At 65.3% G+C, this 24,734-nt stretch carries 19 protein-coding genes; 9 read left to right on the top strand and 10 right to left on the bottom strand.

The window, feature by feature from the left end:
- Nucleotides 1–5: 5 nt before the first annotated feature.
- Nucleotides 6–1,151, bottom strand: a complete 1,146-nt coding sequence (gene cydB, locus GGQ90_RS25640; RefSeq protein ID WP_188084326.1) for a cytochrome d ubiquinol oxidase subunit II — start codon at nucleotides 1,149–1,151, stop codon at nucleotides 6–8.
- Between the two features lie 24 nt (nucleotides 1,152–1,175).
- Complete coding sequence (locus tag GGQ90_RS25635) at nucleotides 1,176–2,756, bottom strand: cytochrome ubiquinol oxidase subunit I (protein WP_188084325.1); 1,581 nt, start codon at nucleotides 2,754–2,756, stop codon at nucleotides 1,176–1,178.
- Nucleotides 2,757–2,899: 143 nt separating this feature from the next.
- On the opposite strand from GGQ90_RS25635, the gene GGQ90_RS25630 reads away from it, so the two are divergent.
- From GGQ90_RS25630 to GGQ90_RS25620, 3 genes are read left to right on the top strand one after another with little or no spacing between them, the layout of a single operon-like run.
- On the top strand, nucleotides 2,900–4,414 hold the full coding sequence (locus GGQ90_RS25630) for an ATP-binding cassette domain-containing protein (protein ID WP_188084324.1): 1,515 nt from the start codon (nucleotides 2,900–2,902) through the stop codon (nucleotides 4,412–4,414).
- A complete protein-coding gene (locus GGQ90_RS25625; RefSeq protein ID WP_188084323.1) occupies nucleotides 4,411–6,036 on the top strand; it encodes an ATP-binding cassette domain-containing protein in 1,626 nt (541 codons plus the stop codon). Before GGQ90_RS25630 ends, GGQ90_RS25625 begins: the two co-directional genes overlap by 4 nt.
- Before the next feature lie 54 nt (nucleotides 6,037–6,090).
- Nucleotides 6,091–6,912: a universal stress protein gene (locus GGQ90_RS25620; protein ID WP_188084322.1), complete on the top strand. Its 822-nt coding sequence runs from the start codon at nucleotides 6,091–6,093 to the stop codon at nucleotides 6,910–6,912.
- Here the strand turns inward: GGQ90_RS25620 and GGQ90_RS25615 are convergent.
- The 4 genes from GGQ90_RS25615 to GGQ90_RS25600 all read right to left on the bottom strand — a co-directional run bounded on the left by GGQ90_RS25615 (nucleotide 6,909) and on the right by GGQ90_RS25600 (nucleotide 10,603).
- The gene (locus GGQ90_RS25615) at nucleotides 6,909–8,645 is read right to left on the bottom strand and encodes an acyl-CoA dehydrogenase family protein (RefSeq protein WP_188084321.1); all 1,737 of its coding nucleotides are present in this window, start codon (nucleotides 8,643–8,645) and stop codon (nucleotides 6,909–6,911) included. The two genes, GGQ90_RS25620 and GGQ90_RS25615, sit on opposite strands and share 4 nt — an antisense overlap.
- Nucleotides 8,646–8,748: 103 nt before the next feature.
- Nucleotides 8,749–9,342, bottom strand: a complete 594-nt coding sequence (locus GGQ90_RS25610) for a TetR/AcrR family transcriptional regulator (protein ID WP_188084320.1) — start codon at nucleotides 9,340–9,342, stop codon at nucleotides 8,749–8,751.
- A 65-nt stretch (nucleotides 9,343–9,407) separates the two neighbouring features.
- Nucleotides 9,408–9,680, bottom strand: coding sequence for a hypothetical protein (locus GGQ90_RS25605; RefSeq protein ID WP_188084319.1), 273 nt, complete (start codon nucleotides 9,678–9,680; stop codon nucleotides 9,408–9,410).
- A complete protein-coding gene (locus GGQ90_RS25600) occupies nucleotides 9,677–10,603 on the bottom strand; it encodes a sugar kinase (RefSeq protein WP_188084318.1) in 927 nt (308 codons plus the stop codon). Before GGQ90_RS25600 ends, GGQ90_RS25605 begins: the two co-directional genes overlap by 4 nt.
- 147 nt (nucleotides 10,604–10,750) lie before the next feature.
- Between GGQ90_RS25600 and GGQ90_RS25595 the strand changes: the two genes are divergently transcribed.
- Entirely contained in the window at nucleotides 10,751–12,712 is a 1,962-nt protein-coding gene (locus tag GGQ90_RS25595; RefSeq protein ID WP_188084317.1) for a hybrid sensor histidine kinase/response regulator, read from the top strand.
- A 119-nt stretch (nucleotides 12,713–12,831) separates the two neighbouring features.
- Complete coding sequence (locus GGQ90_RS25590; protein ID WP_188084316.1) at nucleotides 12,832–13,716, top strand: alpha/beta fold hydrolase; 885 nt, start codon at nucleotides 12,832–12,834, stop codon at nucleotides 13,714–13,716.
- A gap of 165 nt (nucleotides 13,717–13,881) precedes the next feature.
- Here the strand turns inward: GGQ90_RS25590 and GGQ90_RS25585 are convergent, their stop codons facing one another.
- On the bottom strand, nucleotides 13,882–14,811 hold the full coding sequence (locus GGQ90_RS25585) for an NAD(P)H-dependent flavin oxidoreductase (protein ID WP_188084315.1): 930 nt from the start codon (nucleotides 14,809–14,811) through the stop codon (nucleotides 13,882–13,884).
- A 138-nt stretch (nucleotides 14,812–14,949) separates the two neighbouring features.
- On the opposite strand from GGQ90_RS25585, the gene GGQ90_RS25580 reads away from it, so the two are divergent.
- Nucleotides 14,950–16,005, top strand: a complete 1,056-nt coding sequence (locus tag GGQ90_RS25580) for a hypothetical protein (RefSeq protein WP_188084314.1) — start codon at nucleotides 14,950–14,952, stop codon at nucleotides 16,003–16,005.
- A gap of 70 nt (nucleotides 16,006–16,075) precedes the next feature.
- Here GGQ90_RS25580 and GGQ90_RS25575 read toward each other — a convergent pair whose 3' ends face one another.
- On the bottom strand, nucleotides 16,076–17,299 hold the full coding sequence (locus GGQ90_RS25575; RefSeq protein WP_188084313.1) for a polyhydroxyalkanoate depolymerase: 1,224 nt from the start codon (nucleotides 17,297–17,299) through the stop codon (nucleotides 16,076–16,078).
- A 182-nt stretch (nucleotides 17,300–17,481) separates the two neighbouring features.
- On the opposite strand from GGQ90_RS25575, the gene GGQ90_RS25570 reads away from it, so the two are divergent.
- From GGQ90_RS25570 to GGQ90_RS25560, 3 genes are all read left to right on the top strand, one after another.
- Nucleotides 17,482–18,138, top strand: a complete 657-nt coding sequence (locus tag GGQ90_RS25570; RefSeq protein WP_188084312.1) for a glutathione S-transferase — start codon at nucleotides 17,482–17,484, stop codon at nucleotides 18,136–18,138.
- Between the two features lie 489 nt (nucleotides 18,139–18,627).
- Nucleotides 18,628–20,799 carry a TonB-dependent siderophore receptor gene (locus GGQ90_RS25565; protein ID WP_188084311.1) on the top strand — a complete coding sequence of 724 codons (2,172 nt, stop codon included), beginning with the start codon at nucleotides 18,628–18,630 and terminating at the stop codon, nucleotides 20,797–20,799.
- A 169-nt stretch (nucleotides 20,800–20,968) separates the two neighbouring features.
- A complete protein-coding gene (locus GGQ90_RS25560; protein WP_188084310.1) occupies nucleotides 20,969–22,636 on the top strand; it encodes a M28 family metallopeptidase in 1,668 nt (555 codons plus the stop codon).
- A 115-nt stretch (nucleotides 22,637–22,751) separates the two neighbouring features.
- On the opposite strand, the gene GGQ90_RS25555 is transcribed toward GGQ90_RS25560, so the two are convergent.
- Together GGQ90_RS25555 and GGQ90_RS29130 are read right to left on the bottom strand one after the other, a co-directional pair.
- The gene (locus tag GGQ90_RS25555) at nucleotides 22,752–24,110 is read right to left on the bottom strand and encodes a glycoside hydrolase family 27 protein (RefSeq protein WP_188084335.1); all 1,359 of its coding nucleotides are present in this window, start codon (nucleotides 24,108–24,110) and stop codon (nucleotides 22,752–22,754) included.
- 324 nt (nucleotides 24,111–24,434) lie between these two features.
- On the bottom strand, nucleotides 24,435–24,734 hold a 300-nt coding region (locus GGQ90_RS29130), incomplete at its 5' end, for a hypothetical protein (protein ID WP_223178451.1).

Here is a 24,734-nt window from a genome sequence, read left to right as displayed (position 1 = left end):
GATCCTTAGTAAAAGTCGGGGTTGAGGCGGATTTCTCGGTCAGTCACCCGGCCGAACATCACCTTGTAGGCCCAGGCCGTGTAGGCCAGCACAATCGGCAGGAAGATGACGGTGCAGATCAGCATGGTGAACAGCGTGCCGTGGCTGGACGAGGCGTTCCACGCGGTCAGGCTGGACCCCGGATCGATCGAGCTGGGCAGAATGAAGGGGAACATCGACAGGCCTACGGTGCTGATGATGCCGACATTGGCGATCGACGAACCGGCGAAGACCAAGGTGTCGCGCCGGCCACGAATGCCCAGCAGTGCCAGCACCGGTCCCGCAAAGCCCAGGAGTGGCGCCAGCAGCATCCAGGGATGCGCGCCATAATTGTCGAGCCAGGCCCCAGCCGCCGCGACTGCGCCGCCCATATGCGGGTTGGACGGGCCGTTGGGATCGATCACGCCGTCGACGCGATAGCCCATGCCGCTCCAGGCGACGAACAGGCCGCCGATGGCGAACAGCAGGATCGACAGGATCGCCGCGCCCTGACCATAGAGGCGCACGCGCTGCAGCACCGGCCCTTCGGTCTTGAGGCTCAGCCAGCCCGCGCCATGGAGCACCAGCATCGCGACCGACAGCAGGCCGGTCAGCAGGGTGAAGGGCGTGAACAGGCCCAGCAGCGACCCTTCATAGAACATGCGCAGGTCGCCATCGAGGCGGAAGGGCGCGCCCACCAGCACATTGCCGACGGCGACGCCGAAGACTAGGGCCGGCACCAGGCCGCCGACGAACAGCGCCCAGTCCCAGCCGGCCCGCCAGCGGGCATCCGGCTTCTTCGAACGATATTTGAAGCCGACGGGCCGCAGGATCAGCGCCGACAGCACCAGGAACATCGCGAGATAGAAGCCCGAAAAGCTGACGGCATAGACGAAGGGCCAGGCGGCAAAGATGGCGCCGCCGCCCAGGATGAACCAGACCTGGTTCCCTTCCCAGGTGGCGCCGACGCTGTTGATGATCATGCGCCGTTCCGCGTCGGTCCGGCCGGCAAAGGGCAGCAAGGCCGCCGATCCCAGGTCAAAGCCGTCGGTAAGGGCGAAGCCGATCAGCAGCACGCCCAGCAGCAACCACCAGATGACGCGCAGCGTTTCATAATCGAGCGGAATGGTCATTGTCCTAACTCCGGTTGGCGGGCGTCATTCGGCGGGCACGGCGCGGAAATCGGGCGCCGGCTCGGCGGGGCTGTCAGGCCGCCAGGGGACATAGCGTTCCGGCCCCTTGGCGATGGTGGCGAGCATCAGCTTCACCTCGATCACTGCCAGGATACCGTAGAGCAGGGTGAAGCCGATGATGGTGGTCCACAATTGCGGCACCGTCAGGCTGGAGGCGGCGAGGAAGGTCGGCAGCACGCCGTCCACCGCCCAGGGCTGGCGCCCGATTTCCGCCACGGCCCAACCGACCTCGATCGCGATCCAGGGCATCGGCATCATGAACAGGGCGAGCTTGAGGAACCAGCGCGCATCGAACCGCCGCATCGACGAGAAGGCAAAGGCGGTCGCGAAGAAGGCGATGAAGGCAAAGCCCAGCCCCGCCATGATGCGGAACATCCAGAAGATCGCCGGCACATTGGGCACGGTGCTCCAGGCCGCCTTCTCGATCGTCGCGGCATCGGCCTGGCGCGGGTCGGCGATGAAGCGCTTCAGCAGCAGGGCATAGCCCAGATCCGCCTTGTTTCGCTCGAACGCCTCGCGCGCGACCAGATCGTTGCGATCGACCTTCAGCGTCTCGACCGCATCATAGGCGATGATGCCGGCGGCGATCCGCACCTTGGCGGTGTCGACCAGTTGGTTGATGCCGGTGACTTCGCCGGTCAGGCTGCGGGTGGAGATGAGGCCCAGCACATAAGGCACCTTGATCTCATGCGTGGTCTCGCGCCCGCTGTTGGACGGCAGGCCGAACAGGGTCAGGCCGGCCGGTGCAGGCTCGGTCTGCCACATGCCCTCGATCGCGGCGAGCTTCATCTTCTGGTTCTCGGTCAGCGCATAGCCGCTTTCGTCACCCAGCACGACGACCGACAGCGACGCGGCAAGGCCAAAGGCGGCCGCGACGGTGAAGGAGCGCTTGGCGATGGCGATATGCTTGCCCTTGAGCAGATAATAAGCCGACACGCCCAGCACGAAGACGCTGGCGCAGACATAGCCCGCGCTGACGGTGTGGACGAACTTCGCCTGGGCGACCGGATTGAAGATCACCGCCATGAAGTCGGTCACTTCCATCCGCATCGTTTCCGGGTTGAAGGTCGCGCCTATGGGATGCTGCATCCAGCCATTGGCGACCAGAATCCACAGCGCCGACAGGTTCGACCCCAGTGCCACCATGAAGGTGGTAAGCAGATGGCCGCGCTTCGACAGGCGATCCCAGCCAAAGAACATGAGGCCGACGAAGGTCGCCTCCAGGAAGAAGGCCATCAGGCCCTCGATCGCCAGCGGCGCGCCAAATATGTCGCCGACATAGTGCGAATAATAGGCCCAGTTGGTGCCGAATTCGAACTCCATGGTGAGGCCGGTGGCCACGCCAAGGACGAAGTTGATCCCGAACAGCTTGCCCCAGAAGCGGGTGATATCCCGCCAGATCGGGCGGTCCGTCATGACATAGACGCTTTCCATGATGACGAGCATGAAGGAAAGGCCCAGCGTCAGGGGCACGAACAGGAAATGATATAAAGCTGTGAGAGCGAATTGCAGCCTGGATAATTCAACGACGGCCATGCTTATCATCGCGACCCCCTTTCTTCCCTGAACCAAGTTGGCTGGCGAAATATGGACGAGACGGCGCTACATCATTGAGACAGATCAAATTATATTCTGTCGCCAAATCTAAATGAATGGGACACAAGGTCTAGCTAGGGAAAACCGCAGGCATGGGTTGGGTTATCGACATCATCGGCGCTGCACTGTTCGCGGCCGGACTGGCGCAGGGCGTCAGCGCACTGGCCGATGGCGTCGCGATCGGCTGGCTGGCGCCGCTGCTGCTCCTGGCCGGCGGGCTGGTGCGCGCGGCCGGGCTGATGCTGGCCCATGTCCAGGCGATCCGGTCGGCCCAACGCATCGTCGCCGCGCGGCGATCCGCGCTGCTGCCCCGGTTGCTCGGCGGGCGGCTGGCCCGGCCACTGCTGGCGGGCGAGAATGCCACGCTGGCGATCGACCATCTCGCCGCGATCGAGGCGCATGGCGCCCGCTTCCTGCCGATCCGCAAGGCGGCGGCGCTGGGGCCACTGCTGGTCGCGGTGATCGTCGCGACCGCAAGCTGGGTTTCGGCCGCGATCATGCTGGCGACCTTGATCCCCTTCGCCTTCGGCATGGTGCTGGCGGGCACGGCCGCGCGCGCGGCGGCGGAGCGGCAACTGGCGGCGCTGGCCGAATTGTCGGGCCTGTTCGTCGACCGGCTGCGCGCGCTGCCGCTGATCCGTCACCATGGTGCGCAGGCGCGGATCAGCCGGCAGGTGGCGGGCGCCGCGCAGGAGGTGGCGGCCCGCACCGGGGCGGTACTGCGCGTCGCCTTCCTGTCGGGTGCCGTGCTGGAATTTTTCGCGGCGCTCTCGGTGGCGCTGGTCGCCGTCTATTGCGGTTTTGCGCTGCTTGGGCTGCTGCCCTTTCCCGCGCCCGAAGCGCTCGACCTGCGCGCCGCGCTGTTCGCGCTGGCGCTGGCGCCGGAATTCTATCTGCCGATGCGCCGCCTGGCCGCCGCCTATCATGACAAGCAGATGGGCGAAGCGGCGGACAAGGCGATCGCCGCCGCCCTGCCGGAAGCGGAGGTCGCGCCGCATCCTGCCAGCCCCCCGTTCGATGGCCTCCATCTCAGGGATTTGCGGATCGGCATCGGCTCAGGGATCGGCCCGGTCAGCCTGACGCTCAAGGCCCATGACCTGATCGCCCTCACCGGCCCGACCGGCAGCGGCAAGACCAGCATGCTCGCCGCGATCGCCGGACAGATTGATCCGGCCTCGGGCGAACGCACGCCTGTCGATCCCGCGCGCATCGCCTGGGCGGCCCAGCGCCCGCTGCTGCTGCCCGGCAGCCTGGCCGACAATATCGCCCTCGCCCGCCCCGATGCCGACCGGGCCGAAATCGCGCAGGTCGCCGCGCGTGTCGGCTTGACGCCCATGCTGGCCGCGCGGCCGGAGGGACTGGACCTGCCCATCGATCATCAGGGCGCCGGCCTGTCGGGCGGCGAACGGCGGCGCATCGGCCTCGCCCGCGCCATCCTGTCCGAACGGCCCGTTCTGCTGTGCGACGAACCGACGGCCGATCTGGATGCGGAGAGCGCCGCCGACATCATCGCCCTGCTGGTCGCCTTGTCGGCCGAGCGGGCGATCCTGGTCGCCACCCACGATCATCGCCTGACCGCCGCCGCGCGGATGGAGGTGATGCTGTGAACCCGATCCGGATCGCCCTCGACAAGGCGACGGGCTCCGCCACGCTGCTGCGCCGCGCGACGCTGTGCGCCGTGGTCGCGGCGCTGGCCGGCATTGCCCTGCTGGCGCTGGCAGGCTGGTTCCTGACCGCCGCCGCCATGGCCGGCGCGGCGGGCACGGTCGCGGTGCAGGCGTTCAACTATCTGGTGCCCAGCGCCGCGATCCGGCTGCTCGCCATATTGCGCACCGTCTCGCGCTATGGCGAACGGCTCTGGTCGCATCGCGCCGCGCTCGAAGCCATGGGCGGCCTGCGCGCCAGCCTGTTCGCGCGCCTTGCCGCGCAGGACAGCCGCACCGCCCTGCCCCTGTCGAGCGGCGACGCCGCCGCGCGACTGACCGGCGACATCGACGCGCTGGAAGATCTGGTCGTGCGCCGCCCCAGCCGGATCGCCGGATTCATGGCCGCGCTGGCGGGCGTGATGCTGGCGGCGAGCGGCAGCTGGCTGTCAGCCCTGCTGCTGGCGGTCATGCTCGCCGCCCTGCCGCTCTTGCTGCGCATCCTTGCCCGCCGCCTGACCGAAGCCCCCACGCAACAGGCTGCCGACGCGCTCGGCGCGCTGCGCGCCCGCTATGTCGAACTGGCCAGCGCCCGCGCGGAAATCGCGGCCTATGGGCTGGGCGATCGGGTGATGGCCGAACTGGCACCGCTCACCAGCCGGCTCGATCAGGCCCGCGCCCGCCTGTTCATCGGTGAAGGCGTGCAGGCCGCCCTGCTCGCGGCCTATAGCGCACTGGCGGTCATGCTGGTGCTGCTCGGCGCCCATGCCCCCGCGCCGCTGGTCGCGCTCGCCTTGCTGGCCAGCGCCGGCGCGGTGGAGGCGATGGCCGGGCTGTCGCGCACCGCCTTCCGCCAGGCCAGCGTCGATGCCGGCCTCGCCCGGCTGGCCGCGCTCGATGCGCTGCCGCTGGACGATGCGCCTGCGCCGTCCGCTGCGACGGCCCAGGCCATCCGATTGGGCGCCGTCGAATTGCCCCCCGGTGCGCGGGTCGCCGTCACCGGCCGCTCCGGTTCGGGCAAGAGCCTGCTTGCGGAGGGACTGGCCGGGCTGCGTCCGGTCACGGCCGATGTCGCGCTTGGTGGCCATCCCTTGCCGGCCTGCTCTGGAACGGAACTGCGCGACCAGTTCGCCCTCTCGCCCCAGGACGCGCCGATGCTGGCCGGCAGCATCGCCGACAACCTGCGCCTCGCCCGGCCCGGCATCGATGCGGCCGATATGGCCGATGCCCTGCATGTCGCCTGCCTCGACCAGCGCATCGCCAGCCTGCCCGGCGGGATCGACTATCGGCTGGGCGAAGCCGGCGGCACTTTGTCGGGCGGCGAACGCAAGCGGCTGTCGCTGGCGCGTGCGCTGCTGACCGGCCGTCCCTGGCTGTTGCTGGACGAGCCGACCGAGGGGCTGGACGCCGCGACCGAGGCGCTGCTGATCAGTCGGCTGCGCATCTGGCTCGACCGGACCGGCACCGGCCTTATCCTGATTTCGCACCGCCCCGCGCCACTCACGCTGACCGACCGACAGGTGCCGGTGTCGGCCATCGCCCCCCAGCCGGGCCAGGGTCTACCCGGAGTGGCAAGCGCAGCGTGAGGATGATAGGCTTTGTCTTGCAAGCGCTTAGCCACCGCCCGACACAAGAGGGAGATGTTCGTGCCGCCAACAATCCTCATCGCCACCGATCTGACCGCCCGCAGCGATCGGGCCTTTGACCGGGCCGTCGAATTGGCGACCGACCTTGGCGGCACATTGCTGGTCGCCCATGCGCTGGACAAGGGCAATGCCGCCGATGTCGCCCGCGCCTCCGATCGTGCTGGCCGGGTCATCGCCAAACTGACAGACGGCATCGCCACGCCCGTCGAACCCGTATTGATCCAGGGCCGCGCACCAGAAACCATCGCGGAACTGGGCAAGGAACGCGGCGGCGCGGTGATCGTCGTTGGCCCGGCCCGGCACAATCATGTCGGCGACTTCATTCTGGGCACCGCGGTCGACTATCTGGTCCGGCGTTCGCCCGTACCGGTGCTGGTGGTCAAGGAACGGCCGCGCCATCCCTATCGGCGCATCCTGATCGCGACCGACTTTTCCGACTGTTCGCTCCATGCCGTGCAGATGACGGCCATGCTGTTTCCCAAGGCGCGACTGGATCTGGTCCATGTCTATGATGGCGGCTTCCCGTCCCGCCTCGATCCCGACCAGACCCTGGCCTTCGCCCGGTCGGAAGCGGAACGGGAAAGCGCCGAATTTGCTGCGCGTCCGGAACTGGCCGGCCAAGCCCGCCCGTTCCAGGTCGAACTGATCGAGGGACGTGCCGGCGAGGTGCTGCCGACCCTGATCGCACAGCGCGATGTCGACCTGCTGGTGCTGGGCGCCCATGGTCGCAGCGGCTTCGTCCATGCGCTGATCGGCAGCCGCGCCTCCGAATTGCTCGAAGGCGCGCCCTGCGACGTGCTGATGGTGCGCAATTAGAAGCCGTCGATCTCCAGCGCCATGATCGACGCTTCACCGGCGGCGATCGTGGCGGCCAGGCCCTGCGCCTGCGGCAGGACGCGCAACGCGAAATAGTCGGCCAGCTTGCGCTTCGCCTGATGCAGCGGGCTGTCGCCCTGTGCGGCGGCCTGCGCCATCCGGGTCCACATCCAGCCCATCGACACCAACGCAAACAGGCGCAGATAATCGACCGCCGCCGCGCCGGCCGCATCCGTGTCCGCGCCCTGCAAGGCCGCCGTCGCCGTGCGCAGCGCGTCGAGCGCCGTGCCGGTGCTGCGCGCGATCACGCTGCCGCCGGCCGCTTCCACATCGGCCGCGATCAGCGCGAAATAGCCTTCGACCACCGCGCCGCCCGCGAGCGGCAGCTTGCGCCCAACCAGGTCGGCCGCCTGCACGCCATTGGTGCCTTCATAGATCTGGGCGATGCGCGCATCGCGCACATATTGTTCCATGCCCCATTCGCGGATGTAGCCATGGCCGCCAAAGACCTGCTGCGCCTGCACCGCGCTTTCGAAGCCGAAATCGGTGAAGGACGCCTTCACCACCGGGGTCAGCAGCGCCACCAGCGCGTCGGCCCTGGCCCGTTCGCCGGCATCGGCATGATGCTGCGACCGGTCATGCTGCAACGCGGTCCAGCCGGCCAGCGCGCGCCCGGCCTCCACGAAGCTGCGGATATTGAGCAGCATCCGGCGAACGTCCGCATGTTCTATGATCGCCACCGGCGCGCGCACATTGTCCGCGCTGCGGCCCTGCAGCCGTTCCTTGGCATAGCCCGCCGCCTGCTGATAGGCAGCGCCAGCGATGCCCAGCCCCTGAATGCCCACCATCAACCGCTCGGCATTCATCATCGTGAACATGGCGGCCAGGCCGCGATGCGCCTCGCCCACCAGCCAGCCGGTCGCGCCGTCATAATTCATCACGCAGGTCGGCTGGGCATGGATGCCCATCTTCTTTTCCAGCGCGCCGACCGACATGCTGTTGCGCTGGTCGAAGGCACCGTCCGCGCCGGGCAGGAATTTGGGCACTAGGAACAGGCTGATCCCCTTCACCCCGGCCGGTGCATCGGGCAGGCGCGCCAGCACCAGATGGACGATATTGCCGCCAAAATCATGGTCGCCCGACGAGATGAATATCTTCGTGCCGGTCACCGCATAGCGGCCATCGCCCTGCGGCTCGGCCTTGGTCTTCAGCAGGGCGAGGTCGGTGCCCGCGCTGCTCTCGGTCAGCGCCATCGCGCCGGTCCATTCGCCGCTCACCATGCGTGTCAAATAGGCCGCCTTCAGTGCCTCGCTGGCATGGGCGGCGATCGCCTCGCACGCGCCGCGGGTCAGGCCGGGGAACAGGCCGAAGGACAGGTTGGCGGCCGACAGCATCTCGTCCAGCCACAGTTGCAGGATGAAGGGCAGCCCCTGCCCGCCATGGTCGGGATCGGCCGACAGCGCCGCCCAGCCGGCATCGGCAAAGTCGCGATAGGCCTGGGCAAAGCCGGGCGGCGTCCGCACCGCGCCGTCGATCAACTGGCTGCCATGCTCGTCGCCTTCGCGGTTGAGCGGCGCCAGGCGCTCGGCGCACATGCGCCCGGCCTCGTCCAGCACGGTCACGGCCAGGTCGGCGTCGACATCCTTGTTCAGTTCCGCCATCGCCTGGTCGAAGCCCAGCACCTCGCTCAGCAGGAAGCGATAATCGTCGATCGGCGGAACATAGCTGTACATCGAACCTCTCCAATATTGCTGCGGATCAGCTATACCAAACATCTGTTACAGTCAAACGCGCACGGCATCCTTGCCGCTGCGACACGCCCCGCTGATACCCCGACTATAACCGATCGTGGCGAAAAATGGCGACGATCTGCGCAGCGATCTGCGCCCGCGTCAGTCGGCCATCGCGATACCAGTCGGCCGCCGAATTGAGCTGGCTGAGCAGCAGCGTGCGATAGAGCGAACGGTCGATGTCCGCGGGCAGCGGCAGCGCCGCCACCAGATCCCGAAACAATTGCTCGAACCGATCGCGGCGCGCCACCAGCTGGTCGCGCACGCCATCCGGCACGGCGCGGAAATCGTTCATCATCGGCATGGTCAGCGAATCCGCCGCCAACTGGATATCCAGCAGGCTGGCGCAGGCAGCCTCCAGCCGTGTCCAGGGATCGGCCTGCACCGCGACCGCCGCCGTGATGCGCGCCTCGGCCGCGTCCAGCGCGCCATTATGCAGCTCGACGAACAGCGCGTCCTTGGACTTGATATGATGATAGAGCGATCCGCCCAGCACCCCGGCCTGTTCGCCAATGTCGCGCATCGACGTGCCGCGATAGCCCTTGCGCGCAAATATCTGCGCGGCGATTTCCAATATCTGGCGGCGGCGGCCCGACCCTTCGTCGCGCCCGGCCGTCGATGCAGCATCCCCGATTGTCATGTCAGCGCGCTAGCACAGGGCGGGACGGCAGGCCACGTCTCCGCCCCCCGTCCGATGCCTGCCCGTCAGCCAATATCCTTGACCATCGAGTCGAGCATATAGCGCCATATGTCGGCCGCATCCTGGCGATAGCCCTGTTCCCCCTCGTCCGCACCGACATGGCGAAGCAGTTCCGCCCCGGCCTCGGCCATCCAGTCGCTCGGTTCATGCAGCGCCTCCAGCACGGCACGAACCTGAGGCAGATAGTCTTCCCAGGGCATGTCGGCGTCCGATACGCCCGCTTGCGGATGACCATCCAACCTGCACAAGGCCCTGGCGGCGCGCTCTATGGGTTTCATGCCGGCACCTTCTCGCCATAGGGCGCATCCGCATCGCGCGCCGGAATCGCGCCGCGCCGACCGATATTCCATCCGGCCAGCCGGTGCCCTGCCAAGGCAGCCTCTGCCGGCGCAGCGCCGGCCAGCCGCGCATGCAGATAGCCGCCGTTGAAGGCATCGCCCGCGCCACTGGAGTCCACCACATCGACACGCGCCGGCGGCGGCACCAGCGCGCCACCGACCAGACAGCCTTCGGCGCCCAGCTTGACCACGATCTCGCGGCCCTCACCCACGCCCCAACGGACCGCGGCGTCGGCGGCATCATCGGCCTCGCCCATTTCGACCTCATCGGCCAAAGTCGGCAGCCCGATGTCGCACAGCGCGATCGCCCGGTCGCGCCAGGCCCGCGCGGTCGCCGCATCGCTCCACAGGCGCGGTCGGTAATTGCCGTCGAAGGCGATCCGGCCGCCCCGTCCCTTCACCCGCTCGCACAGCGCCAGCAGCGCCTCGCGCCCGGCGTCGGGCAGGATGGCCAGGGTGATGAGCGAGAAATAGAGCAGGTCCGACTGGGCCGCCGCGTCGACCATGGCAGCGCTTTCGGGCAGGTCGAACATCGCCCTTGCCGCCGCCTCGCCGCGCCAATAATGGAAGCTGCGCTCGCCGGTCTCATCCGTCTCGATCGCATAGAGGCCAGTGGTCCGGCTGGGCGTGCCGATCAGCAGGCCGGTATCGACGCCTTCCGCTTCCCACGCCTTGCGCAGATCCTCACTCATCGGATCGGCACCGATCGCGCTGGCAAAGCGCACCTTGTCCCCGGCCCGCGCCAGATGGATCGCGGTGTTGATGACATCGCCACCATAGCGCAGGTTCCAGCCATCGCCGCTGCCCCGGCTCAGTTCCAGCATTGCCTCGCCGATGACGGTGATAGTCGCGTCGCTTGCCATGTGATCCTCTCTGATTGCAGCAGCGTCGTGCGTGCCCTGCCCCATGAAGTCAAGCCGTTGCAATCCCGTCCCATATGGCGGAACAGATTGCATTATGCCGCGTTTGCCATAGGCAAAGAGACAGGATCGAAAATGTCAGGGGCGGAAATGGGGACGACAGAGACAGGCCAGCCGGTCAACCGGTTCGAACTGCTGGTCCAGAGCGTCACCGACTATGCCATCTTCATGCTCGATCCGGCCGGCTTCGTCGTCAGCTGGAATATCGGGGCAGAACGCGCGAAAGGCTACACCGCCGACGAGATTATCGGTCAGCATTTCTCGACTTTCTACACAGAGGAAGACCGGGCCGCCCATGTGCCCGCCGCGGTCCTTCGCACCGCCGAGATCGAAGGGCGGTTCGAAGCGGAAGGCTGGCGCCTGCGCAAGGATGGCACCCGTTTCTGGGCCAATGTGGTGATCGACCCGATCCGTGACCCCGCCGGCCATCTGCTAGGCTTTGCCAAGGTTACCCGCGACCTCACCGAACGGCGCGCCGCGCAGGAGGAACTGCGCCGCAGCGAAGAACGCTTCCGCCTGCTGGTCCAGAGCGTGACCGACTATGCCATCTACATGATCGATCCGGTCGGCACGATCACCAGCTGGAACAGCGGCGCCGAACGGTTCAAGGGCTATAGCGCCGAAGAGATTATGGGCCAGAATTTCGCCCGCTTCTATTCGGAGGAGGATCGCATTGCCGGCCTTCCCTCGCGCGCGCTCGATACCGCCCAGCGCGAAGGGCGGTTCGAGGCGGAGGGTTGGCGCATCCGCAAGGACGGCACACGGTTCTGGGCCAGCGTCGTGATCGATCCGATCCGCGACCCCGCCGGCGAACTGCTGGGCTTTGCCAAGATCACCCGCGACCTTACCGAACGGCGCCAGGCCGCCCAGGCGCTGGAGCAGGCGCGCGAGGCGATATTCCAGAGCCAGAAAATGGATGCCATCGGCAAGCTGACCGGCGGTGTCGCCCACGATTTCAACAATTTGCTGGCCGTGATCGTCGGCAGTCTCGACCTCGCGCGCCAGCGGCTCGCCGCCGGCGCCGACATCAGCCGCTATCTCGACAATGCCATGACCGCCGCGGATCGCGGCGCGACGCTCACCCAGCGGATGCTGGCCTTCGCGCGCAAGCAGGAACTCAAGCTGGAACAGGTCGATTGCATCGGCCTGATCCACGGCATGGCTGATTTGCTCAAGACCACCATCGGCAGCAGTGTCGCGATCGAGACCCGATTCCCGCTGTCGCTGCGGCCGGCCCATGCCGATCCGGCCCAACTGGAGCTCGCGCTGATCAACCTGGCGGTCAATGCGCGGGACGCCATGCCCGCGGGCGGCCGGTTGCTGATCGAGGGCAGCGAGATCACCCTGGCGCTCGGCGAACAGCCCGATCTCGCCGCCGGCAGCTTCATCCGCCTGACCGTCACGGATGAAGGCGAAGGCATGGACGAAGCAACGCTGACCCGCGCTCGCGAACCCTTCTTCACCACCAAGGGGGTGGGCAAGGGAACGGGCCTTGGCCTGTCGATGATCCACGGCTTCACCCAGCAATGCGGCGGCGCGATGACCATCGCCAGCCAGCCCGGCAGGGGCACCAGCGTATCGATCTGGCTGCCCGTCGCCCTGACCGACAGCAGCAGCGAGCGCACGACGATCCCCTGCGAACCGGACGAACTGGAAACCGAACCGCTCGTCATCCTCGCGGTCGATGACGACGAACTGGTGCTGACCAATACCGCAGGCATGCTGGAATCCATGGGCCATACCGTTTTTCAGGCCGCTTCCGGCCAGGAAGCGCTGCATATGCTGGAGCAGGGACGCATCGACCTGGTCGTGACCGATCATGCCATGCCCGGCATGACCGGCGCACAGCTGGCCGACGCGATCGAGGATGCCTATCCCGACCTGCCGGTGCTCATCATCACCGGCTATGCCGAACTCCCCGCCGACGCCAACCGCCGCCTGCGCCTCGACAAGCCCTTCCGCCAAACCGAACTGGCGATGATGGTCCATCGTATCCGACACGACAGCGCGGTTCGCCGACTGGTCCCCATCGGCACAGACGGCCACCCCTAAAGTCACATCCGGCAATATGTGACAGAATTTCACATATTTTCTTGGCCTTATGTCTTGCCATCGTCATGCGCATGGCGGATGACTATTGCATCCTGACTATCAGAAACTCCACGGGATCCATGCACAAAGCCACACAGCCGACACCGACGTCGCATTTCTTCACATCCTTGCGAACGCGGCTCCATTATCTCGACTGGGGCAACCCGTCGGCGCCGCCGCTGATCCTGGTCCATGGCGGTTTCGACCATGCGCGCAGCTGGGACTGGACGGCGCGCGCGCTCGCCCGCGACTATCATGTCATCTGCCCCGACCTGCGTGGCCATGGCGACAGCAGCTGGTCGTCGGACGGCTCCTATATGATGGCCAATTATGTCTATGATCTGGCCCAGCTTGTCGAATTGCTCGATCGCCGGCCGGTCACCATCGTCGGCCACTCGCTGGGTGGATCGATCAGCCTGCGCTACACCGGCCTCTACCCCGAAACCGTGGAGCGCGTGGTCGCGATCGAGGGGCTAGGCCTGTCACCAGACCGCATCATCGAACAAGCGAAACGCAGTACCGAAGAGACATGGATGGGCTGGATCGATACCCGCCGCACCAATGCCCGTCGCTCACCGCGCCATTATGCGACGATCGAGGCAGCGGTCGCCCGCATGCGCGAGCGCAACGACCATCTGTCGGTCGAACAGGCGCTGCATCTCACCATTCACGGCGTCAACCGCAACGAGGATGGCAGTTATAGCTGGAAATTCGATCCCTATCTGCACGGCGCCGCCCCCCAGGCCGGAACGGATGCCAACCTGCCCGACTTCTGGCGCCGCATCACCTGTCCGACCCTGCTGTGCCTGGGCCTCGACAGCTGGGCATCAAACCCGGTCAAGGATGGACGCATCACCCATTTCCAGCAGGCCCGGCTGGTGGAATTCCCCCATGCCGGCCACTGGCTGCATCACGACCAGTTCGAGATGTTCGTCAAGGAACTGCGCGTCTTCCTGGCGGAATGAGGTGCGGCCTCAGAGCCTGTCTGGAAAATGCGCGGAAGAGCGCATTTTCGATGCGGCACCAGCCCGCGCCCCCACCCGACCACCCATCAGGGTACCATGTCTGGGCGGTCGGGTGGGGGTGCGGGCTGGTGCGGATGCGCCAGAAGCGCATTCCCAGACAAGCGCTCAGGCAACGAAGCCCGAAACCGCCGCCTGATATTCCGCCTTCAGCTGGGCGATGAAATCGCCGGCCGGCTGCACCGCCTTGATCGCGCCGATGCCCTGGCCTGCACCCCAGACGTCGCGCCAGGCCTTCTTGTCGCCGGCCAGGCTCTCGAAATCCATGTCCGCCGCCTTGGGCAACTTGTCCGGATCCATACCGGAAGCAATGATGCTGGGGCGAAGATAATTGCCCAGAACGCCGGTAAAGACGTCGGAATAGACGATGTCGCCCGCACTGCTATCGACGATCATCTGCTTATAGGCATCGACCGCATTCGCCTCGGCCGTCGCGATGAACGGGGTGCCCATATAACCAAGGTCCGCCCCCATCATCCGCGCCGCCGCGATCGACCGGCCGGTCGCGATCGCGCCCGACAGCGCCAGCGGCCCGTCGAACCATGCGCGGATTTCCTGGATCAGGGCAAAGGGCGACAGCGTGCCGGCATGTCCGCCCGCACCCGCCGCCACCGCGATCAGGCCATCGGCGCCCTTCTCGATCGCCTTCCTGGCAAAGACATTGTTGATGACGTCGTGCAGCACGATGCCGCCATAGCTGTGGATCGCCTCGTTCACCTTCTCCTGCGCGCCCAGCGAGGTGATGACGATCGGCACCTTATATTTGACGCACAGCGCCAGATCCTCTTCCAGCCGTGCATTGGTGCGGTGGACGATCAGATTGACGGCGAACGGCGCATCCTGATCGGTCAGTTCCGCACCCAGCTGCTGCAACCAGGCCTCGAACGTGCCGGACGGACGCGCATTGAGCGACGGAAAGGCGCCGACGATGCCGGCACGGCATTGGGCGATCACCAGTTCCGGCTGCGAGATGATGAACATCGGCGACCCGATCAGCGGCAGGGACAAACGGCCTTGAAGCGAAGCCGGCAGGGTCATGATCGGGGTCTCTCCTTTATCTGTCCGAACCGCGCTATCATCGCTCCGCGCCCGGAAAAAGGCCAAAATCAACCGTATTGCTCAAGCAATACAGTGGTGCTATGATCCCGATCCAGGCCCGACAAGGAGTGCCCCAGAATGTATAGCGAGAGCGATCTGCAAGATGCCGTAGCGGCCGGCGCGCTGACGCCCGCCAGCGCCCAGGCGCTGCGCGACCATGTCGCCGGGCTGCGCGCCAGTTCGGTGGACGAGGAACATTTTCGACTGCTGACCGGCTTCAACGATATTTTCGTCGCCATCGCCTCGGTGATCCTGCTGGTCGCGGTCGCGGGACTCGGCAACGAGGTCCGCCTTGGCATCACCACTCCACACCAGCCCTCCTTCGTCTCTGCCCTGTTCGTCGCCGGCACCGCCTGGGGCTTGGCCGAATATTTCACGCGCCGCCTCCGCATGGCGCTGCCCTCGATCCTGCTGCTGCTCGCCTTTGTCGGCGGCATCGCCTTCGCCGCCGCGCTGCTGATCGGGCCGGTGATCCCGGACGCGCAGAATGACGGCGCGGGATTGGTGGCTTCGATTGCCGGTCTCAGCGCCGCGATCGCCGCCTGGTTCCACTGGCGCCGCTTCATGGTGCCGATCACCGTCGCGGCCGGCGCCGCTGGTGTGGTCGGGATCATCGCTGGCCTTGTCCTATGGCTGGTTCCCTTCAGCCACATCCTGCCCTTCGTTCTGCTGCTGGTCGCGGGCCTTGCCATCTTCGCCCTCGCCATGCGCTGGGACATGAGCGATCCGGGCCGCACCAGCCGCCGTTCCGACGTCGCCTTCTGGCTGCACCTGACCGCCGCGCCGATGATCGCCCATTCGCTGTTCCAGTTGCTGGGCATCAACCATGGTCTGGTCGACGCCGGCCAGGCCTTCCTGGTGATCCTGCTCTATCTCGCCTTCGGCCTGGTGGCGCTGGCAATCGACCGGCGCGCACTGCTGGTCTCCAGCCTCGCCTATGTCCTCTACGCTCTCTACAGCCTGTTCCAGAAGGTCGGCGCGGTCGAACTGTCCGCAGCACTCACCGCATTGGTGATCGGTGGCACGCTGCTGCTGCTCTCCGCCTTCTGGCACCGCGCCCGCGCCGCGATCGTCACCGGCCTGCCGCCGGCACTCGCCAGCCGCCTGCCCTATCTCAACCGCGCGACGGCCTGATCAAACCCAACAAAAAGGGCCGCTTCCTTCGATGGGAAGCGGCCCTTTTCCGTATCCATGCCCGTCGATATCAGTTCATCGCCAGGATCATGTTGCGCACCTGGGGATAGACCTGCTTTTCCCATTTGCTGCCGGAAAAGACGCCGTAATGGCCCACGCCCGGCTGTAGATGATGACGCTTCAGATGCGGCCGCAGGCCGGTGCACAGGCCATGGGCAGCCGACGTCTGGCCGACCGCGCAGACATCGTCCTTCTCGCCCTCGACCGTCAGCAGCGCCGTCTTGCGGATCGCGGCGGGGTTCACCGCGCGGCCATGAACCGTCAGTTCGCCCTTGGCCAGCAACATGCGCTGGAACACCAGGTCCACCGTTTCCAGGTAGAATTCCTTGGTCATGTCGAGGACGGCGAAATATTCCTGATAGAAAGTCTTGATCTTGTCTGCCTCGACCTCCTTACCGTCGGCCAGCAGCTGATACAGCTCGCGATGCTGCGACCCATGTCGTTCCATGTTCATCGACATGAAGGCGGACAGTTGCAGGAAGCCGGGATAGACTTCGCGGCCACGCCCGGCATAGCGGAACGGCACGGTGGAGATCAGATTTTCCTCGAACCATTCGATCGGCTTTTCGTTCGCCAGTTCGTTGACCACCGTCGGCGCCGCGCGCGGATCGATCGGCCCACCCATCAGCGTCATCGACTTGGGCGTCGCCGCGTCCTCATCCTCGGACATCAGCGCCACGGCGGCCAGTGCCGGCACGCAGGGCTGGCACACCGACACCAGATGGGCACCGGGGCCGATATCCTGCAGGAACTGGATCACATAATCGACATATTCGTCGAAACCGAAGCGGCCGGCGGCCATCGGAACGTCGCGGGCATTTTTCCAGTCGGTGATATAGACGTCATGGTCCTGCAACAGCGTTGCCACCGTGCTGCGCAGCAAGGTCGAAAAATGGCCGGACATCGGCGCCACCACCAGCACCCTGGGCTGCTCGGTCTCGACATCATCCTTGACGAAATGCAGCAGGTCGCCAAACGGCAGGTCCAGCACGACTTCCTCGCGCACCGCGACCTCGGCATTGCCGGTCTGGACGCGATCGATGCCATAAGCGGGGCGCTTGTGCGTCATCCGCGCGCCCTGGAACACGTCCATCAGTGCGAACATGCGACGCGGCATCGGCCAGTCAGCCGCCGGCCCCATATGGTCGCGCATCGCCAGCGCCATCCGGGCGCCAAGGCGCGCCGGGGCCAGCATGTCTTCCATCGCCTGGTAACCGTCGTAAAGCATTCGCATATTGCCAAAACAACCTTGTTGAACCGGGGGAGACGACTCAGTCTTTCCCATAAACGCTATACATGCTTTTCATGTTGCACTGCATCATGATTGATGGAAAATAACATTCGGCATGTCCGCCAGGGAACCGCCCCTGCGATTTTGCGTTTGGGGGCCGGGAACCGTGTATCGGGAGAGACTGCATGGCCGTCGCGGAACTCACTCTATCCAGCAAGACTTACTCCTCCTGGTCGCTGCGCGGCTGGCTGCTCTGCCGGCTGGCGGGGCTGAAAGTGGAGGAAAGGATCATCGCCATCGATGATCCGGAAAGCCGGGCCGAACTGCTGCTGCTCTCGCCGTCCGTGCTGGTCCCGCGCCTCACCCATGAAGGCGCGAGCGTCTGGGATACGCTGGCGATCGCGGAATATCTGCACGAACTCTATCCACAGGTCGGCATGTATCCGGCCGAACGCATCATCCGCGCCCATTGCCGATCGGTCTCGGGCGAGATTCATTCGGGCTTTGCCAATCTGCGATCCGCCTTGCCGATGAACCTGAAGGTGCGCCATGATCGCTTCCCGATCTTTTCCGGCGCCAAGCCCGATATCGAGCGGATCGAGACGATCTGGACCGAATGCCTGGAGGCGTATGGCGGTCCCTGGCTGTTCGGCGAGAAACCGACCGTAGCCGACGCCATGTTCGCGCCCGTCGCCCAGCGCTTCCTGACCTATGCCGTGCCGCTCTCGGCGAAATCGGCCGCCTATTGCGACACCATCAACGGCTGGCCGCTGATGCGCGAATGGATCGATGCCGCCCGCGCCGAACCCGATGATATCGAGGAACTGGATATCGAGTTCTAGCGCGTACGGGCGCATTTGGGGGCTTCAACCCTCCAGACGCGCAGATTGTTTTTTTCGCTGGCGGGCGAAGGATATAAAACTTTGCTAGCCCAACCGGTAAGGCGAAGTTGGACGGAGGCGTCTTGCTTCTAGAACCCTCGTCCATCATGCTTCCTGCCCTCCTGCCCCATAAACGAAGGAGGGCAACCCGATGGCCCGTTACCCCGCCGATCGCGGGCGTTGTTCTGCTAATCCCTCAACACTCAGATCAATGACGCGGATCGAAGATGCGGCCTGATCCGCGCTGCTGGGCAGTCGCAATCCAGATGCCGGCCCATCCCCACATCCAATAACATGGCTGATCGATAGCACAGCATTGCTGCCTCGCCCCACATTTTACGCTTCGCATGTTTCCGAATCGTTGCATTTGCAAATCAATCGCATTAAAGCGCCGCCCCAACATCCAGGGCGCCATGTTCAGGGCATGGCGAAATATGGGGGAAGTGTCTTATGTCCTTTGCATCGAAGAAAAATGTCGTCCGCCACGGCGCGGCGTCGATCGTGGCCTGCATGCTGCTGGTCTCGGCCAGCGCTCATGCCCAGGCGCCGGCGGACACGCCCGATGCGGATGCGCCCGCCCCGGACTCCATCGTCGTCACCGGCCAGAATGAGATTAACGGCCTCAACCTCACCACGCGCGAAACGCCCCAGTCGGTCACCAGCCTCGACAGCCTGCGCATGCAGGAACAGGGGCTGACCGACATCTCCGAGGTGATGGCACAGATCGTCGGCATCCAATCCAACCGCTCCAGCGCGCTCGGCACTGACGGCACCAACTATACTGCGCGCGGCTTTGCGGTGCAGAATTATCTGGTCGACGGCGTCGCGCGCCCGTCCAACATCTATGGCTTCACCGAAGATACGGCCGACATGATCGCCTATGACCGGATCGAGGTGATCCGTGGTTCGGCCGGCATGATGACCGGCACCGGCGAGCCGTCAGCGGCGATCAACATGATCCGCAAGCGTCCCGGCGCGGACCTCAGCGCCACGGTCGCGGCGACCATCGGCTCCTGGGACAAGTACCGGCTGGAGGGCGACATCGGCGGCGCGCTGACCGCCAGCGGCCATATCCGCGCCCGCGTTGCCGGCGCCTGGCAGGAGAATGATACTTTCATCGACCGTGAACATGCCAAGCGTCAGGCGCTCTATGGCGTGATCGAGGCCGATCTTGGCCCCAGCACGCTACTGACCGCCGGCGTCGAATATCAGAATTTCCGCAACGAAGGCGCCTCGCGCGGCGGCGTGCCGCTCTTCTTCACCGACGGCACGAAGACCAATTTCGCCCGTTCCACCAATGGCGGCGCCAACTGGTCCGACTTCAGCCGCAAGAGTGTCAACATCTTCGCCTCGATCGCCCATGATTTCGACGCCAACTGGCATTTGCAGGTCGATGCCGAGCATAAGTCCGGCTCCTATGACGAGACGATCGGCTATTATTTCGGCACCGCGATCGACAAGGAAACCGGTGATGGCGGCACCTTCTACGCCACCCGTTGGGCGTCGGACCTGACGCTCGATGCTGTCTATGCCAATCTGCGCGGCGCGTTTCAGGCACTGGGCCAGGAACAGCATGTCGCCCTGACCGTGAGCCACACCCGTTTCGACGACGACCAGACGCCCTATCCCGGCTGGTGGGGTGGCAGCGACTATATGTATCCGATCAACGCCTATAGCTACTTCCCGACCGGCGACGTGGCCAAGCCCGACCTGACGCCATCGGGCGGCACCGCCGGCAATCGGATCGAGACCAGTTCGCTCGCCGGCGTCGCTCGGCTGAAGCCGATCGGCCCGCTCTCGATCATCGCCGGCGGCCGCCTCACCTGGTGGAAGCAGGACAGCTATGCGCAGGATGTCACCGGCCCCAAGGTCTGGAGCCCGGTGGTCGATGAAAAGGCGGTCTTCACCCCCTATGCCGGGCTGGTGCTGGACTTTACCAAGGCGATCTCGGCCTATGTCAGCTATGCCAGCGTGTTCACGCCGCAAACATCGCGCACGGTCGATGGCGACGTCATCGCCCCGCTCGAAGGCAATACCTATGAAGCGGGCCTCAAGGCCGACTTCCTCGACGGTCGTCTGAGTGCCACTGCGGCCGTGTTCAAGATGAAGCAGGACAATTATGCCCTGGCGGACGGTCCGGGCATCTTTGCGCCCGATGGCAGCTCGGCCTATCATGCCGTATCGGGCATGAAGTCGTCGGGCTTCGAACTGGAGGTGAAGGGCGAAATCCTGCCCGGCTGGCGTGTCGCAGGCGGTTTCGCCAACGCCCGCGCGGAGGATCGCGACGGCGTGCGCCAGATGCCGCAGATCGCGAAGAACAGCATCAAGATGTTCAGCGCCTACACGCTGCCGGGCAATTTCAGCGCGCTGACGATCGGCGGCAATGTCGAGTGGCAGGGCAAGACCACGGCGGACGGCGAAGGGCCGAACGGCGAAACCTACAGCCAGGGTAGCCTGGCGATCGTCGATCTGCTCGCCAATTATCGCTTCACCGACCATCTCTCGCTGTCGGTCCATGTCGAAAATATCTTCGACAAGACCTATTATTCCGGCCTCTATCTAGGCAGCGCCCGCTTCGGCGAACCCCGCGCCGTCAAATTCACCCTGCGCGGCACGCTGTAAGGGGCAGGCGAGCCACCTGTTTCGGCCTAACTGAAACAGCTTCGGCAAAAAGGTGGTGGAGCGAAGGTCCGCTCCCCACCATGGGGCCATATCGACTTTATCCGCCAGGTCCAGGCCAGCCATCCCGAACCATCTTCCCCCCGCCCTGTGCGGGGGGTAAGGCACGGGCATGAAACACGCTCTCCCCCTTCTGGCCCTCGGCCTTGCCACCCTGCCCTCTCCCGCCAATGCACAGACCGGACCGGCCCAAACCGATCCGGCCAAGCTGGAGCAGTCGGTCCGCACCATGGCGTCCGACCTGTTTGAGGGGCGCGCGCCCGGCACCGTTGGAGAAGAGCGCACGATCGGCTATCTCGTCGCCCGTTTCGAGGCTCTGGGGCTGGAACCGGGCGGCCCAGACGGTCAGTGGGTGCAAACCGTGCCGCTGCTCCACACCCACCTTGGCCAGTCGGAAAGCCTGTCGGTCGCGCAAAATGGCGCCACCACCCCCTGGACCTTCGGCAAACAGGTCTATCTCTCGACCCTGCAGCCCAAGGACAAGGTCGCGCTCGCCAACGCGCCGATGGTGTTCGTCGGCTATGGCGTGTCCGCCCCGGAACGCGGCTGGGACGATTTCAAGGGCGTGGACCTCAAGGGCAAGATCGCCGTCTTCCTGATCAACGACCCGGATTTTGAAGCCGCAAAGGGCGAAGACCCGTTCGGCAAGTTCGGCGGCAAGACCATGACCTATTATGGCCGCTGGACCTACAAGTTCGAGGAAGCCGCCCGCCACGGCGCGATCGGCGCGCTGATCGTCCATGACACGCGGGGCGCCGGCTATGGCTGGAACGTCGTCGTCAGCCCCGGCGGCGAAAATTACGACCTCGTCCGCCCGGCCGACAAGCTCACCAGCCTGCAGGTGCAGGGCTGGGTCGAGGGCGAAGCGGCCAAGGCCCTCTTCGCCGGTGCCGGTCAGGATCTGGCAGCGCTGCGCAAGCAGGCCCGCTCGGCGAAATTCAAACCGGTCGAGTTGAAGGGCGCAACCTTCTCCGCCGCCTTCCCGGTGACCCAGGAAGTGGTGAAGAGCGCCAACATCCTCGCCCGCATCCCCGGCGCCAAGCGCCCGGACGAGACGGTCATGTATGGCGCCCATTGGGACGCCTATGGCAAGGGCGCGCCCGACGCGCAGGGCCGCATCTATCGCGCCGGCGCCAATGACGACGCGCTGGGCATGGCCGGCCTGTTCGAAATTGCCCGCATCTTCAAGGCCGGCCCCGCCCCCGACCGCTCGATCGTCTTCGCCGCCTGGACGGCGGAGGAGCGCGGCCTGCTGGGGTCGGAATTTTACGCCCAGAACCCGGTCTACCCGCTCGACAAGACGGTCGCCAACCTGACCATCGACGTGCTTCAGACTGCAGGCAAGGCGAAGGACGTGATCCTGATCGGCAAGGGCCAGAATGTGCTGGAGGACGATCTCGCCAGGTTCGCCGCAAGCCAAGGCCGCGTCATCACCCAGGAAAGCCTGCCCGAACGCGGCCTCTTCTACCGCGCCGATCATTTCTCCATGGCCAAGCGCGGCGTGCCCGTGCTGCTGATGATGGGCCTTGCCGGCGCATCCGACATGATGGAGGGCGGCCGCACCGCCGGCCAGGCCTGGATCGATGCCTATACCGGCAAATGCTATCATCAGGCCTGCGACGCGGTCGACGACAGCTGGAAGCTGGACGGCGCCGCGCAGGACGTGGACCTGATGTACGACATCGGCCGCGACCTCGCCTTCTCGGCCCGCTGGCCCGAATGGAAGGCCGGCTCCGAATTCAAGGCCATCCGCGACAAGAGCGCGGCTGTTAGGAAGTAAGCCCTTCTACTCCCCTCCCTTCCAGGGAGGGGCCGGGGGTGGGTGGCGAGCGTAGCGAGCCTCCTTCGGAGGCACCCACCCCTTAATCCCCTCCCTAGAAAGGGAGGGGAGATAGTCAGGCAGCGCTCAACCGATACAGTCCCGCCCCATGCGGCGGCAGCGTCATCGCAATCCGTTCCGCCTGCTGCCCCAGCGCCCGCCCCGCCCACAGGTCGTGCACCGCCACCGGACCGTTCAGCCCCAGATCGCGCAGCCTGATCCAGACCTCGCGTGGCTTGTCGCTGACGTTGAACAAGGCGACATAACGGTCCGCGCTCCCTTCCGCCTTAGCCGACCAGATGCGCCCGCCATCCTCGATATAATGGGGCTGATTGTCGTAACTCGCCTGATTGACCGCGATCACCTCCTTGTTGGTCAGCAGCGCCAGCGTCGCCGCGTCCAGATGCCGCAGATCGCCGCCCATGATCAGCGGCGACCGCGCGATCGCCCACAGGGTCATCAGCGTCCGCTGCTCGTCCGGGGTGAAGCGAGTATCGCGCTCGCCCAGCGCCAGCCGTCCCAGCGGCAGCATGTCCGCATCCGGCCATGATCCCGGCCCACGATAGGGCGTCCAATTCTCCAGCCGGGTAAACTGCGCCTCCAGCATCGCCCAGTCGTCCCAGAAATCATCGGAGATGCGCCACATCTGCGCATATTTGCGCACATGGTCGCCGCGCATCACCGGCGTCTCGCCGGGCGAGAGGCTGAGGATGATCGGCCGCCCGGTCGCGACGATGGCCTTGTGCGCCGCCTCGATCTCCGCCGCATGGGCGTCATAGGGCCGGCTCATATCGTCCATCTTGACGAAATCGACGCCCCAGTCGGCATAGAGGCGGAAGATGCTGTCATAATAGGCCTGCGCGCCCGGCCGCGTCATGTCGACGCCATACATGTCCGGGTTCCAGCTACAGATGCTCTTCCTGTCGGCAATGTCCGCCGCGCGATATTTCGTCCCCAAGATCGGCAGATTCTGCTCCACCGCCGCGCGCGGGATGCCGCGCATCACATGGATGCCGAATTTCATGCCCAGCGCACGCACATCCTTGGCAAGCTGGGTGAAGCCCTTGCCGCCGGCGCTGGAGGGAAAACGATTGGGCGCCGGGATCATCCGGCCATAGCCGTCCATCGCCGGTTTGGGCTTGGCGTTATAGGTATAGCTCGACGCCTCGGGCTCATACCACTGAATGTCCACGGTGAAGATGTCATAGCCAAAGGGCAGCAGCTTTTCCGCCATGATCCCGGCGGTCTCGCGGGCCTGCGCCTCGGTGATGGTGGTGGCAAAGCTGTTCCAGCTATTCCACCCCATCGGCGGACGCGGCGCCAGCACCGCTTTCCCCGCTTCCACCGGAGCTGCCCCCGCCCGCACTGCGCCAGCAGCCGCAAGCCCCGCCACGCCACCTGCGAGCATATCGCGGCGACTGGCCTTCCATGTCATCCTCATTATTTGTCGGAGTTAATAGGAAGGCGACAAAAATAGCAACAGCCGTTCGTTTCGAGCCTGTCGAGACATCTAGAGCCAAGCCGCATGGACGAGTGCGACACCCGGCAAATGGCCAAGATTGGCAGGGAACGGCCCCTTTTCGTTCGTCATTCCCGCGAAAGCGGGAACCCATCGCCCAACGATGCGTCGGGCGACCAGGCCGGGAGATCGATCCCCGCCTGCGCGGGGACGACAAAATGGGTGGGTAGCGGACTGTCCGGTTCGGAGCGCATCAATTTCAAATCCGTCGCTGATTTTATCCATCTGCCACGGAGCTTCTCAGAGTGGGTAGATCACTCGACTGACTGTCGAGACTGCATCGCTCAATTTGACCATATGGGCGCCGTGAAAGATAAAAGTCATCTTGAAGCGGTCGCTTGCAAGAGATGCGGCGAACATTGGATGCTGCAATTTTTCTGTCCACAACGAAACGTTTGGATGATCTTCGATTATCGTGAAGCCTGGGTATGCAAGGGACCAATTCGGGTCGTGTCCCACGGGGTGGTGTAGGAAGGTTTCCCTGAGAGGGTGGCCACCGTCGATCTTCTGGTAGGGTTCGGATGCGAACTCGAACCTGGA

Source organism: Sphingobium scionense (assembly GCF_014197035.1).
GTDB lineage: Bacteria > Pseudomonadota > Alphaproteobacteria > Sphingomonadales > Sphingomonadaceae > Sphingobium > Sphingobium scionense.
The sequence above is the reverse complement of the archived record's forward strand: the minus strand, read 5'-3'. Positions and strand labels throughout refer to the sequence as shown.

What these genes read in the sequence shown, in the direction of transcription:
- cydB (WP_188084326.1), bottom strand. Translation starts at nt 1,151, where the DNA reads ATGACCATTCCGCTCGATTATGAAACGCTGCGCGTCATCTGGTGGTTG.
- GGQ90_RS25635 (WP_188084325.1), bottom strand. Translation starts at nt 2,756, where the DNA reads ATGATAAGCATGGCCGTCGTTGAATTATCCAGGCTGCAATTCGCTCTC.
- GGQ90_RS25630 (WP_188084324.1), top strand. Translation starts at nt 2,900, where the DNA reads ATGGGTTGGGTTATCGACATCATCGGCGCTGCACTGTTCGCGGCCGGA.
- GGQ90_RS25620 (WP_188084322.1), top strand. Translation starts at nt 6,091, where the DNA reads ATGTTCGTGCCGCCAACAATCCTCATCGCCACCGATCTGACCGCCCGC.
- GGQ90_RS25615 (WP_188084321.1), bottom strand. Translation starts at nt 8,645, where the DNA reads ATGTACAGCTATGTTCCGCCGATCGACGATTATCGCTTCCTGCTGAGC.
- GGQ90_RS25610 (WP_188084320.1), bottom strand. Translation starts at nt 9,342, where the DNA reads ATGACAATCGGGGATGCTGCATCGACGGCCGGGCGCGACGAAGGGTCG.
- GGQ90_RS25605 (WP_188084319.1), bottom strand. Translation starts at nt 9,680, where the DNA reads ATGAAACCCATAGAGCGCGCCGCCAGGGCCTTGTGCAGGTTGGATGGT.
- GGQ90_RS25600 (WP_188084318.1), bottom strand. Translation starts at nt 10,603, where the DNA reads ATGGCAAGCGACGCGACTATCACCGTCATCGGCGAGGCAATGCTGGAA.
- GGQ90_RS25595 (WP_188084317.1), top strand. Translation starts at nt 10,751, where the DNA reads ATGGGGACGACAGAGACAGGCCAGCCGGTCAACCGGTTCGAACTGCTG.
- GGQ90_RS25590 (WP_188084316.1), top strand. Translation starts at nt 12,832, where the DNA reads ATGCACAAAGCCACACAGCCGACACCGACGTCGCATTTCTTCACATCC.
- GGQ90_RS25585 (WP_188084315.1), bottom strand. Translation starts at nt 14,811, where the DNA reads ATGACCCTGCCGGCTTCGCTTCAAGGCCGTTTGTCCCTGCCGCTGATC.
- GGQ90_RS25580 (WP_188084314.1), top strand. Translation starts at nt 14,950, where the DNA reads ATGTATAGCGAGAGCGATCTGCAAGATGCCGTAGCGGCCGGCGCGCTG.
- GGQ90_RS25575 (WP_188084313.1), bottom strand. Translation starts at nt 17,299, where the DNA reads ATGCGAATGCTTTACGACGGTTACCAGGCGATGGAAGACATGCTGGCC.
- GGQ90_RS25570 (WP_188084312.1), top strand. Translation starts at nt 17,482, where the DNA reads ATGGCCGTCGCGGAACTCACTCTATCCAGCAAGACTTACTCCTCCTGG.
- GGQ90_RS25565 (WP_188084311.1), top strand. Translation starts at nt 18,628, where the DNA reads ATGTCCTTTGCATCGAAGAAAAATGTCGTCCGCCACGGCGCGGCGTCG.
- GGQ90_RS25560 (WP_188084310.1), top strand. Translation starts at nt 20,969, where the DNA reads ATGAAACACGCTCTCCCCCTTCTGGCCCTCGGCCTTGCCACCCTGCCC.
- GGQ90_RS25555 (WP_188084335.1), bottom strand. Translation starts at nt 24,110, where the DNA reads ATGACATGGAAGGCCAGTCGCCGCGATATGCTCGCAGGTGGCGTGGCG.